Here is a 14,092-nt window from a genome sequence, read left to right as displayed (position 1 = left end):
TCCCGTTCGCGGACCCGCCACCGGTTGGCAGCCCGCCCGGCAGAGGAAACGATCAGACCCGTGCGTGAAGCTCTCGCCCGTTCAGATTTCGACGCCGTCAGGCGCGCGCCCGCGCCCAAGCGCGTGCGAGGACCGGCGACACCTGTTTCCCGCGCTCCGGACGAGCGCCGCGCGCCACGCGCCACCGCGCCGGAACCCCCTGTGCTGACGGCGTTCCTGCGCGACATTTCGGGGCTCGCGGCCTCGGCTGTCGTCGGCGCGTTCAGGCGCTATCCGGCGGCGCTCGGCGGTGGCCTGACGGGAGCTGTGCTGGCCGTGTCGATCATCGTCAATGCCGCCTTCCTGCAGGAAGGCACGCACCCCTCGCCGCTTTTCGGTGAGAACAGGGCCGATGCGCCCGCGCAACCCGCGCCCAAGCCTGCTTCCGCCGCCCGGCCTTCCGCGCAGGCGCCCCGCCCCCCCGCGCCGCGCCCGACCGGCACGGCGGAGGCGGCCGTGCAGCCGCAGCCGCCGCGGCGGAACGAAGCAGCGGCCGCCGCACCCGCCGTCGCGGCGCCGACCTCGGACGACGCCATCGCGCACCTCCTCGCCACGGGCGCGCCGCCGCGCGAGGCGAAACCAGCGGGCGTGCTCGGTGTGCAGAAGGCGCTCGTCAAGCTAGGCTACGCCATCACGGCAGACGGGCTGATGGGTCCCGCCACGCGGCAGGCGATCATGGCGTTCGAGAAGCTGGAAGGGTTGCCGCAGACGGGCGATCCGGCAACCACGGGCATGCGCAGGGCGCTGGCTGTGGCCGCGGGCACGGCGCTGGACTGAGATACCGATGCTGAAGCACTTCATCTCCGTCAGCGGTTTCACGCTGCTGTCGCGCGTCACCGGACTGTTCCGCGATCTGGCGACAGCTGCCGTTCTGGGCGCGGGCCTGATCGCGGATGCGTTCTTCGTCGCCTTGCGGCTGCCCAATCATTTCCGGGCCATCTTCAGCGAGGGCGCGTTCAACGCCGCGTTCATCCCCGCCTTCACGCGCCTGCACGAAGCGGCGGGCGTGGCGGCGGCGCGCCGCTTCGCCGACAATGTCTGGACGACGATGCTGATCGTCCAGACGCTGGTGCTGGGCATCGCACTCACCTTCATGCCGCAGGTGGTGACGCTGCTCGCACCCGGCTTCGCCGCCGATCCAGAGAAATTCGCGCTCGCGGTGACGCTGACGCGCATCACCTTCCCTTACCTGTTCTTCATCACGCTGGTGACGCTGGTGTCGGGCGTGCTGAACGGCGTGGAGCGCTTCGCGGCGGCGGCGGGCGCGCCGATCCTGCTGAATGTCGCCATCGTCGCCGCACTGGCGCTCGCCTTCCTGTTCCCCTCCGCCGCGCATGCCGCCGCCTGGGGCGTGGCGGCGGCGGGCGTGCTGGAGCTTGCGCTCGTCTACGGCGACGCGCACCGCGCCGGCATCGCGCCCCGCCTCGCCCGCCCGCGGCTCGACGACGACATGCGCACCTTCCTGAAGGCGCTCGGACCGGCGGTGATCGGTTCGGCCGGCGTACAGATCGCGCTGTTCGCCGACACGATCATCGCCTCGCTGCTGCCCACCGGCGCTGTCTCCTCCATCTATTATGCCGACCGACTCTACCAGCTTCCCATCGGTGTTATCGCGCTGGCGGCCGGCACGGTGGTGCTGCCGGAGATGAGCCGTCTGATCGCCGCGAACCGGGACGCCGCCGCGCACGCCGCGCAGAACCGCACGCTGATGCTGGCGCTGGCGCTCGGCGCGCCGTGCATGGTGGCCTTCCTGATCGTGCCGGACCTCATCATGTCCGCCCTGTTCGGGCGCGGAGCCTTCACGGCGGCGGACGCGCAGGCCGCCGGCGCCGTGCTCGCGGCATATGCCTTCGGCCTGCCGGCCATCGTGGCGATTCCCGCACTGGTCGCGAGCTTCCGCGCGAGGCTCGACACGGCGACGCCGGCCGTGGCATCGCTGATCGGCATCGCGGTGAATGTCGCTCTCAAGATCGCGCTCGCGGGCGACATGGGTGCGCCCGGCCTCGCGCTCGCGACGGCGGTCGGCGCGTGGGTGAACGGCGGGCTGCTGTACATCCTCGCGATCCGCAAGCAATGGACCGCGCCCGATGGCGCGCTGGGGCGCACGCTCGTCGCCGTCGCCGTGGCCTGCGTTGCGTTGGCCGTGGCCGCCTATGCCGCGCAGCAATTCGCGGAGCCGTGGATCGTCACCCTGCCGCGTCTGCAGGCCATCATCCACCTCGCCATCGTCGCGGGCGTGGGTGCGCTGGTCTATGGCGCGACGTTGCTCGGCGGGCTGAAGGCGCTGCGCGTGCCGATCCCGCTGCGCAGGCGCTGAGGCATCCGGAAGTTACGTTCGTCAAACACCGGCCGACCTGCCAATACACAACCGGCAAATAACAAAAAACCCCGGCAGGATCTGCCGGGGCCTGAATGCGTATGCGCGAACGCCAGGTGACAAGAAATCAAACACCAATTGACAAGAAATCACTTGGCGGCGAGGAAGTCCTTGACTTCGAGCAGGATGAACTCGTTGTCGTCGGCCTTGTTGGGATCGCGGCTGGCGGAGAACGGCAGGTTGTTGTCGTTGCCGACGATGATGTGCGTGGCGTCCACGACGTCGACGTTCTCGATGGTGAAGAAGGGGAAGTCCAGCGTGCCGTTCTTCTCGCCCTTGATGGCGACCTTGTCCGGATCCTGGATCTTCATCAGGTCGATGTAGCCGATCTTGCGGGCGTCCTTGCCAGCGTTCTCGTCGGTCAGCTCGATCTTGTAGACGCGCTTGAACTTGGCGGGGGTAGCGAAGCAATCCTTGCGCTTCTCGCCGGCCGGGCAGGCCTTGCTCGCGGTGCCTTCGGTGTCGTCGCGCTCGATGATGAGGCCGTGGGTGGCGTCGACCATGTTGAAGTCGCCGATGGAGTGGCCGTTCTCCTCAAGCGGGAACTTCCAGAAGCGGCCGGTCCACTTCTGATTGGCCACATCGAATTCAAGAATACGCAGGTATTCCTTGCCGTTGTCCTTCTCGGTGGCGTTCGTCGCGGCATCCCACAGCGCGCCTTCGAGCAGCGGATAGAGGAACTTGCCGTCCGGCGAGGAAGCCATGCCCTCGAAGCCCTTCGAGCGGCGCACTTCGAAGTCCACCTTGCCCGGCGCGCCCGGCGTCTTGATGTTGTAATGGTCGGGCGAACGGACGACCTTGCCCGCGACTTCCGTCTCGATCACGGCCTCGACCTTGCCGTCGCGGTCGGTGCGGATCAGGTAGGGGCCGAACTCCTCGCCGAACCAGATCTTGTCGCCGATGAGCTGGAAGGACTCGAGGTCGAAGTCGGAACCCGTGAGATAGCGCTTCTCGGTGCCTTCCTCGGCGATGCGGAACGGAACCTTCTTGTCGGGATCGTGCAGGAAGGTGGTGCTGAGCCGGTTGACCGCGTTCGCCTTCCAGTCGATGGCGTAGTGGTGGATGAAGAGCATGTTGTCCGGCGAATTGGCCTTGTTGCCCATGCCGTTGTCGGTGATGACCCAGAAGGTGCCGTCACGGTCGGCCTTGATGCCGGAATGGCCCTGCACGGCCTGGCCCTTGAAGGGGAACTTGATGCCGGTGGGGCGGCCGTCGTTGATGCCCTCGACGCTCTCGGGTTCGTCGACGCGGGTCGCCTTGCCGGTGGCGTACTTGCCGGCAACGCGCAGGTCGGCCGGCGCATCGGCCGGCGCATCGATGATGGTGAGCGCCGGCAGCGCGGCATGGCCCTTCAGGGTCGCGGTGAACTCCTGCTCAGCCATGGCCGGCGAAGCGACGAGCGCCGAGAACAGCAGGGCGCTGAAAACGGAAGAGGGAATACGCATCGAAAACCCCTGTTGTAGTGGATGACAGGGGTTCTTGATCGGCCCCTTTCATGTCTTCGTGTTAAAGGTTCGGAGACAGAAAGGTGACGTTCAATTCGCCGGATAAAGAGCGTTATTTTGCAAGCTCTTGCAGGACACGCGCCCACGAGCGCGCACCCTTGTGGAAGCTTTTCAACGCATATTTCTCGTTCGGCGAATGAATCCGGTCATCGTCGAGTCCGAATCCGATCAGCAGCGGCTCGGCCCGAAGATTGCTCCGCAGGGTGGCGATGATCGGGATGGAGCCGCCGCCGCCGATGGTGACCGGCGCCTTGCCCCATTCGTCCGCGAGCGCCTTCGCCGCCTTCGCCAGCCAGGGGCTGTCGAGCGGCACGGAAACGGCGGGTGCGCCATCACCGGAGCCGAAGGTCACCGAGGCGTCGGCGGGGATGAGTTCGCGCACGTGAGCGCGGAAGGAGTCACGCACGCTGACGGGGTTCTGGTCGCCCACGAGACGGAAGGTGATCTTGGCGCGCGCCTCGGCGGGGATGACGGTCTTCGATCCCTCGCCCGTATAGCCGCCGATGATGCCGTTGATGTCGAAGGCCGGACGGGACTGGATCTGCTCGATCACGTCGCGGTCCTTCTCACCCGCCGGCACTGAGAGCCCCACTGGACCGAGGAAGGTGTCCGCGTCGAGGCCGAGCTGCCGCCATTCGGCACGCACCTCCTCCGGCACCTCGGGCACGCCTTCGTAGAAACCGGGGATGGTGATGCGCCCTTCCTTGTCGCGCAGCGCGGCGATGATGCCGGCGAGCACGTGGATGGCGTTCTGCGCGGCACCGCCGAACAGGCCCGAATGCAGATCGCGATCGGCCGTGCGGACGACGATCTCGTCGTGGACGAGGCCGCGCAGGCCAGTGGTGATGGCAGGTGTCTCCGGATCCCACTGGTTCGTGTCGCACACGAGCACGACATCCGCCCGCAGCTTCGGCAGGCTGGCGTCGACGAAGGCCGGCAGGTTGACCGAGCCCACCTCCTCCTCGCCCTCGATCAGCACGGAGACGCCGACAGGCAACGTGCCGGTGACCGCCTTCCACGCGCGCACGGCCTCCAGAAAGGTGAGAATCTGCCCCTTGTCGTCGGCGGCGCCGCGCGCGCGGATGATCTTGCCGCCATCCGGCAGGGTCTCGATCCGCGGCTCGAAGGGCTGGCTGTCCCACAGTTCCAGCGGATCGACGGGCTGCACGTCGTAGTGGCCGTAGAACAGCACGCGCGTGTCGGAGGCGCCGTCCTGCGCGCCGAGCACGACGGGATGGCCGGGGGTGGGGTGCACGTCGGCCCGGAAGCCGAGCCCGGCGAGTTCGGCGCGCACGTATTCCGCCGCGCGGCGGCACTCGTCCCGGTGGGCCGGATCGGTGGAGATGGAGGCAATTCGCAGGAACGCGAACAGGCGCTCCAGCGAGGCGTCGAGGTTTTCGTCGATATGGGCAAGAACAGCGTCGAGCTGCGACATGTTAAGCGTCCTTCCAGAAATCCGATACGTTCAGCGCCGCAGGATGCCGCCCAGCGTGCCGCGCACGATGGCGCGGCCGATGCTGCTGCCCGTCTGCCCGCCGATGGAGCGGCCGACATCGGCCGCGAGCTGTCCGAGCACCCTGTCCGTGACGCTGCGGGTCACGTCGCGGGCAATTGCTTGCCCCGTCGTCAGCCGCTCACCGCGCGGGCGCGAGGTGCCGAAGATCGAGCCCAGGAAATCGCCGATGCCGCCGAGCACACCCGCCTCCGCCTGCGGCGCATTGGTGGCCTCCGCCGCGCCCCGGGCGCGGCTGGTGAGCACCTCGTAGGCCGACTCGCGGTCGATGGCGGCGTCGTACCGGCCGCGCAGGGGACTTGCGGCGATCGCGGCGGCGCGCTCCGCCGCCGTCAACGGCCCCACACGCGCCGATGGCGGGGCGATCAGCGTGCGCGTGACGATCTCCGGCGCGCCTTTCGCGTCGAGCAGCGAGACAAGCGCCTCACCGACGCCGAGTTCCGTGATCGCCTTCTGCGTGTCGAAGGCCGGATTCTGCCGGAAGGTCTCCGCCGCCGCCTTGACCGCCCGCTGGTCGCGCGGGGTGAAGGCGCGCAGCGCGTGCTGCACGCGGTTGCCCAGCTGGCCGAGCACGGCGTCGGGGATATCGAGCGGGTTCTGCGTCACGAAATAGACGCCCACGCCCTTGGAGCGGATGAGGCGCACCACGCGCTCCACCGCCTCCAGCAGGGCCTTGGGCGCGCCGTCGAACAGCAGATGCGCCTCGTCGAAGAAGAACACCAGCACCGGCTTGTCGGGATCACCGACCTCGGGCAGCTGCTCGAAGAGTTCCGACAGGAGCCACAGCAGGAATGTGGCGTAGACGCGCGGGCTGTTCATGAGCCGGTCGGCGGCCAGGATGTTGATGACGCCGCGCCCGTCGCGGTCGGTGCGGATGAGATCGCCGATCTCCAGCGCGGGCTCGCCGAAGAACTTTTCCGCGTTCTGGTTCTCCAGCACGAGCAGACGCCTCTGGATGGAGCCCACGGACTGGCGCGCGATGTTGCCGTACTCGATGGAGAGCTGCGGTGCGTTTTCCCCGATATGCGTGAGGAGCGCGCGCAGGTCCTTGAGATCGAGCAGCAGCAGGCCCTGCTCGTCGGCGACGCGGAAGGCGATGTTGAGGATTCCCTCCTGCGTCTCGTTGAGATCGAGCAGGCGCGAGAGCAGCAGCGGCCCCATGTCGGAGATGGTGGCGCGCACCGGATGGCCCTGCTCGCCGAACACGTCCCAGAAGGTGACGGGGAAGCGGTCAGGCACGTATTCGACGCCGATTTCCTCGGCCCGCTTGATGAAGGGCGCCGCGCCGTCGCCCGGCGCCGCGAGGCCGGAAAGGTCACCCTTGATGTCGGAGGCGAACACCGGCACGCCGGCGTTGGAAAAACCTTCCACCAGCACCTGCAGCGTCACCGTCTTGCCGGTGCCGGTGGCGCCCGTCACGAGGCCGTGCCGGTTGGCGCGCTTCAGCAGCAACGTTTCCGGCTTGTCGCTTTTGCCGACAAAGATGCCTTCATTTGCCATCCGGAAAAAACCTCTCGTCAAAAAACCTTGCCGGAGAACCTGCACAACGGAAGGATCAGTTTATCTTTTCACCGGCTTCGTCAAGGCGCAAGCCCTTCAGCCGGTAGAGCGCCTCCAGCGCCTCGCGCGGCGACAGCTCATCGGGCACGATGGTATCGAGCGCCTCCCGCAGCGGATCGGCCCGGACCTCCGTCGCGGCGGCGCGCGGCGCGTTGAAGGCGGCGAACAGCGGCAGATCGTCGATCAGGGCGCTGACCGGCTTTTCCCGCTCGCTCTTCTCCAGCTCGCTCAGGATGGCGCGCGCCCGGTGGATGACCTTTGCCGGCAAGCCCGCCAGCTTGGCCACCTGGATGCCGTAGGAGCGGTCCGCCGCGCCTGGCACGACCTCGTGCAGGAAGACGACCTCGCCCTGCCATTCCGTGACTCGCACGGTGGCGTTGGAGACGCGCTTCAGGCGGTCGGCGAGCGCCGTGAGTTCGTGGTAGTGGGTGGCGAACAGCGCCCGGCAACGGTTCGCCTCGTGCAGGTGCTCGATGGCCGCCCAGGCGATGGACAGGCCGTCGAAGGTCGCGGTGCCGCGCCCGATCTCGTCCAGGATCACGAGCGAACGCTCGCCGGCCTGGTTGAGGATGGCGGCGGTCTCGATCATCTCGACCATGAAGGTGGAGCGCCCGCGCGCCAGGTCGTCCGCCGCGCCCACGCGCGAGAACAGCCGGTCCACGACGCCGACGCGGGCTGCCTTCGCCGGAACGAAGGCTCCCATCTGCGCCAGCACCACGATGAGCGCGTTCTGGCGCAGGAAGGTCGATTTGCCGGCCATGTTCGGCCCGGTGATCAGCGTGATGCGGCCCCATTTCGCGGCGCCCGGCGGCGACAGATCGCAATCGTTGGCCACGAAGGCGACGCCGTTGCGCCGGCACGCGGCCTCGACCACCGGATGGCGACCGCCCTCCACGGCGAAGTCGAGGCTGGCGTCGACATGCGGCCGCGTCCAGCCGAGATCGACGGCAAGATCGGCGAGCGCGGCCGTGACGTCGACGACGGCAAGCGCATCCGCCGCCCGCTTGATGGTCTCCGCATGGTCCGCGAGGGCGCCGGCCAGCCGGTCGAAAACCGCGTGCTCGATGGCGAGCGCCCGTCCGCCGGCGGAGGCGATCCGCGATTCGAGTTCGCCGAGTTCCACGGTGGAAAAGCGCATGGTACCCGCCATTGTCTGGCGATGAGAAAAGGTCTCGTTGAGCGGCGGGCGCACGAAAGCCTCGCCCGCCGCCTGTGGCACCTCGACGAAATAGCCGATCAGGTTGTTGTGCTTGACCTTGAGCTGCCGGCAGCCGCTCTCCCCGGCATAGCGCGCCTGCAGGGCGGCGATGACCTTTCGCGAATCGGCCTGCAGCAGGCGCGCCTCGTCGAGGCCCGCGTCATGGCCCGCGCGCACGAAGCCGCCGTCACGTTTCAGCAGCGGCAGGTCGTCTGCAAGGGCGGCGGCGAGCGCCTCTCCCCAGACGGGATCGAGGGCATCGAGGTCCCGCCGCGCGGCATCGAGTTCCGCCGGCAGGCTGGCGGAGGCCGCGCCGGAGGCCATGTCGCCCGCGACGGCGCGCGCCGCGGCGAGACCGTCGCGCACGGTGGCGAGATCGCGCGGACCGCCACGGCCCAGCATCAGCCGCGACAGGGCGCGGGCCATGTCCGGCGCGGCGCGCAACCGGGCGCGCAGGCGCTCCCGCAGCACGATGTCGTCCACGAGTGCCTGCACCGCATCCTGCCGCGCCGCGATGGCCGGCGGGTCCGTGAGCGGCCCGCCCAGGCGCTCCGCCAGCAGCCGCCCGCCGCCCGGCGTCAACGTGCGGTCGATGGCGGCGAGCAGGCTGCCCGCCCGCTCGCCGGACAGGGTGCGGGTGAGTTCGAGATTGGCGCGGGTCGCGGCATCGATGGCGAGGCCCGAACCCTCCGCCTCGTGCGCGGGCGGCGACAACGGCGGGCGCGACCCGAGCTGCGTGCGCTCCACATAGGCAACGACGGCAGCACAGGCGGCCAGCTCCGCCGGGCTGAACTGGCCGAAGCCGGCCAACTCCGCCACGCCGAAATACTCCCGCAGCCGCCGTGCGGCAGAGGCGGAATCGAAGCCCTCGTGCGCCACGGGCGTAACGGCGGCGCGCTGCTCCTGCCAGAAGGCGCGCAGTCCCTCGTCGTCGTGAATGGCATCCGGAAGGATGATCTCGCGCGGCTCCAGCCGGGCGATCTCCGCCATCAGGGCGATGCCCGCCACTTCCGACACGGTGAAGCGGCCGGTGGAAATGTCGGCGGCCGCGACCGCGTAGGCCCATTCGCGCTCCGACAGGCGGCGGCGCGCCACGGCCGCCAGCCAGTTGGCGCGGCCGGGCTCCAGCAGGCGATCCTCCGTGATGGTGCCGGGCGTGACGAGCCGCACCACCGCGCGCCGCACCACGGATTTGCCGCCGCGCTTGCGCGCCTCGGCCGGGTCCTCCGTCTGCTCGCACACGGCGACGCGGTGACCGGCGGCGATGAGACGCTCCAGATAATCCTCCGCCTTGTCCACCGGCACGCCGCACATCGGGATATCCTCGCCCAGATGCTTGCCGCGTTTGGTGAGCACGATGCCGAGCGTGCGCGAGGCAACTTCCGCGTCGGCGAAAAAAAGTTCATAGAAATCGCCCATACGATAGAACAGCAGCGTATCGGGATGAGCGACCTTGATCTCGATATACTGCTGCATCATCGGCGACGGCTTTTCCGCCGCATTCGGGCGGGCGGAAGCGTCGTCGACGGGAGGCACGGGAGAAGGAGCGGCAGACAGTCGGATCATGACACGAGGTTAACAGACCCGCACGAAGCTTTCATCCCGACCCGCAAGGCGGCCATGCACGAAACGGTGGAGAACCGCGCTTGAGCCTCGCCGTCACGGCCGATATGGTTTTATCTGAAACAGTTCAAGCCACCAGACAATTCCGGACCCAAGGCAGATCCCCGACAATGACAGATCGCAAACCGAAGACCCGCCTGACCTACACCGACCAGGAGGCGCTGAACTTCCATTCCCGCGGCCGCCCCGGCAAGCTGGAGGTGATCGCGACGAAGCCGATGACCACCCAGCGCGATCTGTCGCTTGCCTATTCGCCCGGCGTCGCCGTGCCCGTACGCGCCATCCACGATAATCCGGCGCTCGCCTACGACTACACCGCGCGCAGCAACCTCGTCGCGGTCATCACCAACGGTACGGCGATTCTCGGCCTCGGCAACCTGGGCGCGCTCGCCTCGAAGCCGGTGATGGAAGGCAAGGCGGTGCTGTTCAAGCGCTTCGCCGACATCGACGCCTTCGACCTCGAAGTCGACACGCAGGACGTGGAAGAGTTCATCAACGCGGTGCGTTACCTCGGTCCCACCTTCGGCGGCATCAATCTGGAGGACATCAAGGCGCCCGAGTGCTTCGTCATCGAGGCGCGCCTCAAGGAGCTGATGGACATCCCCGTCTTCCACGACGACCAGCACGGCACGGCGATCATCGCGGCGGCGGGCATCATCAATGCGCTGCACCTGACGGGCCGCGACATCGCTGACACGCGGCTCGTCGTCAACGGCGCGGGCGCGGCCGGCATCGCCTCCGTGGAGCTTGCCAAGGGACTCGGCTTCCGCTCCGAAAACGTCATCCTGTGCGACACCAAGGGCGTCATCTACAAGGGGCGCGCCGAGGGCATGAACCAGTGGAAATCCGCCCACGCCGTGGAAACGGACGCGCGCACGCTCGCCGAGGCGGTCAAGGGCGCCGACGTCTTCTTCGGTCTCTCGGCCAAGGGCGCGCTGACGCCCGAGATGGTGGCGAGCATGGCGGACAACCCGATCATCTTCGCCATGGCCAACCCGGACCCGGAGATCACGCCGGAAGAAGTGGCCAAGGTGCGCGACGACGCCATCATGGCCACCGGCCGCTCGGACTATCCCAACCAGATCAACAACGTACTGGGCTTTCCCTACATCTTCCGCGGTGCGCTCGACGTACGCGCCACCACCATCAACATGGAGATGAAGACGGCCGCCGTCCACGCGCTGGCGCAGCTCGCGCGGGAGGATGTGCCGGACGAGGTCGCCGCCGCCTATGATGGCGCGCGCCCGCGTTTCGGCCGGGACTACATCATCCCCGCGCCCTTCGACCCGCGCCTGATCCATGTCGTGCCGCCGGCGGTGGCGCTGGCGGCGGCCGAGACCGGCGTCGCCCGCCAGCCGATCGGGAGCATGGCGGCATACAAGACGCAGCTCTCCGCGCGCCGCGATCCGGTGGTCAGCGTGCTCAACACGGTGTTCGAGCGCGTGCGCCGCTTCCCCAAGCGCGTCGTGTTCGCGGAAGGCGAGGAGGAGGCCGTGATTCGCGCCGCCCTCTCCTACGTGCACCAGGGCCTCGGCAGCGCCATCCTGGTGGGCCGGGAAGAGCGCGTGCGCGAGACGGCCGCCGCCGCCGGCCTCGACATAGACGGCCGCGCCGGCATCGAGATCCACAACGCCGCGCGCTCGCAGCACAACAGGCTCTACACGCAGTTTCTCTACCAGCGGCTGCAGCGGCGCGGATACCTGCTGCGCGACTGCCAGCGGCTGATCAACCAGGACCGCAACCATTTCGCCGCCGCCATGGTGGCGCACGGCGATGCGGATGCCATGGTAACCGGCGTCACGCGCAACTATCACACGGCGCTGGAGGACGTTCTGCGGGTGATCGACGCCCGCCCCGGCCACCGGATCATCGGCGTCTCCATCGCCATCACGCGCGGGCGCACCGTGCTGATCGCCGACACGGCGATCACCGAGTTTCCCAGCGCGGAGGATCTGGCCGTCATCGCCACCGAGGCCGCGGGCGTCGCGCGCCGGCTGGGCTACGATCCGCGCGTGGCGCTGCTTGCCTTCGCCACCTTCGGCCAGCCGCGCGGCGACCGCGCCACCCATGTGCAGGAGGCCGTGCGCATCCTCGACAGGCAGCGGGCGCGCTTCGAATACGACGGCGAGATAAGCGCCGACGTCGCCCTGAACCCGGAACTGCTGGCACTCTATCCGTTCAGCCGCCTGAAGGAACCCGCCAACGTGCTGGTGATGCCGGCGCTGCATTCTGCGTCCATCTCGACGCACATGCTGCAGGAACTCGGCGCGACGACGGTCGTCGGCCCGCTGATCGTCGGCCTTAACAAGCCCGTGCAGATCGTGCCGCTCGGCGCGAAAGACGTCGATATCGTGAATATCGCGGCGCTCGCCGCCTACAACATCGGCGGTTGAGGCCAAAGCAACGCGCCGGGAAACGAATATCGCTTCCCGGCGCGCTGATGGATGGACGGCAAGACGAAGCCCGATGACGCTCCGGAACGGCCGTTCCCGCTACGGGCGACCAGCCCGGAAGGGGGGATCGCCGCGTTACTCGTCTTTCTTGGGCGGTGCGGTGGGCGCGCGCCCGAGGAGGCGGGCAAACTCGGCCTCGATATTTTCCAGCGACGACAGGTCGACCGACGATCCGCCCGGCGCGGACGACCACGGCGGCGGCGCGGCAGGGGCAGGAGTGGGAGCGGGTGGCGGAGGCGTCGGCTGGGCAGCCGGCTGTGGCGCGGGCGCCTCCGGTTTCGGCTCGGAGGGCGGAGGCGGAGGCGGAACCGGCGGTGCGGCCGGCTCGGGCCGGGCGATCTCCACCGGGGGCACGGAGACGGCCGCCTTCAGCGCCTCGCTTCTTTCCACCGGCGGAGGAGGAGGTGGCGGCGGAGCAGGTGGCGTGATCGTCACGGTGGGCTGCGGCGGGCGGGGAGCGCGTGGCGGCGCGCCGAACGATCCAAGTCCGGGCGGGATGCCGAGGGAGGCGATCGGCGGGGGCGGAGGCGGCGGTGTCTCCGCCTTGGGGCGCGGCTCGAACGGAAACAGCGGAACATTCGAAACGGGCGGCTGGGGAGCAGGCGGCTGCGGGGCGGGAGCAGGCTCGCTCTTCGGCACGGTCACGGAAGGCGGCGCGGAAGTCTCCTCACGGACGGCCTGCGCCTTGACCTCGCTGCCAGTGTCGGCGTCCCGCTCCGTGGCTCCGGCATCGATGTCGACGCCAGCGGCGGGAGACGGGCGAACGGCCGAGAACGGCCGCTTGAGTGCTTCCTCAAGCTGGCGGGCCACGGCGCTGAAATGGCCGAGCGCCTTCTTGCCGACCGTTTCGGAAATTGACCGGATCGTCGTCTCGCCTTCCTCGGGCACCGGCGAGGTGGGCGGCAGGATACCGGCGGGCGGGAGGATACCGGCGACGCCTTCCTCCGCCGCGACGGCCGGCGGCCGTCCCTCGGCGTCCTTCGCCGGCGGGGGCGGAACCGGCGGCGGCAGGGGTGTCGTCACCGGGCGCGGCGCGGTCACGTTGCGGACGGGCGCGGGCGCCTCCGGAAAGGGCCGCTCCGGCGGCGGGAAAACCGGAAGATCAAGCGCGGCGGCGCCCTCGCCGGACACCGGGCCGTGCCCCAGTTCCGGTTCGCCGGTACGGACGGGACGGTCGGCGGCGAGCGGCGGTTGCGCCGCCGGATGGGGCTGCGGCTGCTGGGTCTGGGCGGGCGGCGGGCCCGGCACGCGATACTGGATGCGCCCGATTCCACTCTCGACGAGCAGGTCGTTGGGGCCGCCGATGAGAACGAGATGCTCGATATTGTCGCGCCGGAGCAACAGGAGCTGCCTTTGCGCATCGATATCCACAACATCCACGACGCCGAGCCGCTGCTGGCGATGGCGGACGCCGCTGCTGCCGAGGCTTAACCGGGACCTTCCGCCAGTGATTCGGCGCAGTACCGCAGCGAACACCGCGATGACGCCAAGAATGATCACAAAGGCAAGCAGATATTGAATCGCTGCCGGCGTATTGCTTCCGAATATCTGCACGCTCGCGTCTCCCCCGCCTCGGAACCACCGGATCTCCGGCAATAAATACGTCAAGCTGAACCATAACGGATTCGGCACCCTCGGTTAAATCGCATTTAACGCTTGAGATGCAAATCCTTCATTATCCACTTGCTATTTATCATGGAGCTGCGGGATTCGGGCAACAGGAAGCTCACAGCCTGGAACAACGGCCGCAAGCGTGCCGGAAGGGCCATTTGAAGCGCGCGTTCGTGCCTGATACGAGCATTGTGTTGTATGGTGGCAGCGGAT

8 protein-coding genes are annotated in these 14,092 nt (G+C 68.5%); 3 read left to right on the top strand and 5 right to left on the bottom strand.

What is annotated here, in order from left to right:
* Positions 1 to 60: 60 nt before the first annotated feature.
* Positions 61 to 816 carry a peptidoglycan-binding domain-containing protein gene (locus tag ACFFJ7_RS14845; RefSeq protein WP_377593337.1) on the top strand — a complete coding sequence of 252 codons (756 nt, stop codon included), beginning with the start codon at positions 61 to 63 and terminating at the stop codon, positions 814 to 816.
* Between the two features lie 7 nt (positions 817 to 823).
* Positions 824 to 2,356 (top strand): murein biosynthesis integral membrane protein MurJ, encoded by a 1,533-nt coding sequence (gene murJ / locus ACFFJ7_RS14840; protein WP_166951837.1) that lies wholly within the window; start codon positions 824 to 826, stop codon positions 2,354 to 2,356.
* Positions 2,357 to 2,505: 149 nt separating this feature from the next.
* Here the strand turns inward: murJ and ACFFJ7_RS14835 are convergent, their stop codons facing one another.
* The 4 genes from ACFFJ7_RS14835 to mutS all read right to left on the bottom strand — a co-directional run bounded on the left by ACFFJ7_RS14835 (position 2,506) and on the right by mutS (position 9,758).
* Entirely contained in the window at positions 2,506 to 3,861 is a 1,356-nt protein-coding gene (locus tag ACFFJ7_RS14835; RefSeq protein WP_377593334.1) for an esterase-like activity of phytase family protein, read from the bottom strand.
* 112 nt (positions 3,862 to 3,973) lie between these two features.
* Positions 3,974 to 5,356 carry a dipeptidase gene (locus tag ACFFJ7_RS14830; protein ID WP_377593332.1) on the bottom strand — a complete coding sequence of 461 codons (1,383 nt, stop codon included), beginning with the start codon at positions 5,354 to 5,356 and terminating at the stop codon, positions 3,974 to 3,976.
* A gap of 30 nt (positions 5,357 to 5,386) precedes the next feature.
* The gene (locus ACFFJ7_RS14825; RefSeq protein ID WP_377593330.1) at positions 5,387 to 6,934 is read right to left on the bottom strand and encodes a helicase HerA-like domain-containing protein; all 1,548 of its coding nucleotides are present in this window, start codon (positions 6,932 to 6,934) and stop codon (positions 5,387 to 5,389) included.
* Between the two features lie 55 nt (positions 6,935 to 6,989).
* Positions 6,990 to 9,758: a DNA mismatch repair protein MutS gene (gene mutS, locus ACFFJ7_RS14820; protein WP_377593328.1), complete on the bottom strand. Its 2,769-nt coding sequence runs from the start codon at positions 9,756 to 9,758 to the stop codon at positions 6,990 to 6,992.
* 167 nt (positions 9,759 to 9,925) lie between these two features.
* Between mutS and ACFFJ7_RS14815 the strand changes: the two genes are divergently transcribed.
* A complete protein-coding gene (locus tag ACFFJ7_RS14815) occupies positions 9,926 to 12,208 on the top strand; it encodes an NADP-dependent malic enzyme (protein ID WP_166951848.1) in 2,283 nt (760 codons plus the stop codon).
* Positions 12,209 to 12,343: 135 nt separating this feature from the next.
* On the opposite strand, the gene ACFFJ7_RS14810 is transcribed toward ACFFJ7_RS14815, so the two are convergent.
* A complete protein-coding gene (locus ACFFJ7_RS14810; RefSeq protein ID WP_377593325.1) occupies positions 12,344 to 13,822 on the bottom strand; it encodes a hypothetical protein in 1,479 nt (492 codons plus the stop codon).
* Between the last annotated feature and the right edge of the window lie 270 nt (positions 13,823 to 14,092).

Source organism: Pseudochelatococcus lubricantis (genome assembly GCF_042432495.1).
Classification (GTDB): domain Bacteria; phylum Pseudomonadota; class Alphaproteobacteria; order Rhizobiales; family Beijerinckiaceae; genus Pseudochelatococcus; species Pseudochelatococcus lubricantis.
The sequence above is the reverse complement of the archived record's forward strand: the minus strand, read 5'-3'. Positions and strand labels throughout refer to the sequence as shown.

Bases quoted from the DNA above. Each gene is read 5' to 3' on its own strand.
- ACFFJ7_RS14815 (WP_166951848.1), top strand. From the start codon at position 9,926: ATGACAGATCGCAAACCGAAGACCCGCCTGACCTACACCGACCAGGAG.
- ACFFJ7_RS14825 (WP_377593330.1), bottom strand. From the start codon at position 6,934: ATGGCAAATGAAGGCATCTTTGTCGGCAAAAGCGACAAGCCGGAAACG.
- ACFFJ7_RS14830 (WP_377593332.1), bottom strand. From the start codon at position 5,356: ATGTCGCAGCTCGACGCTGTTCTTGCCCATATCGACGAAAACCTCGAC.
- mutS (WP_377593328.1), bottom strand. From the start codon at position 9,758: ATGATCCGACTGTCTGCCGCTCCTTCTCCCGTGCCTCCCGTCGACGAC.
- murJ (WP_166951837.1), top strand. From the start codon at position 824: ATGCTGAAGCACTTCATCTCCGTCAGCGGTTTCACGCTGCTGTCGCGC.
- ACFFJ7_RS14835 (WP_377593334.1), bottom strand. From the start codon at position 3,861: ATGCGTATTCCCTCTTCCGTTTTCAGCGCCCTGCTGTTCTCGGCGCTC.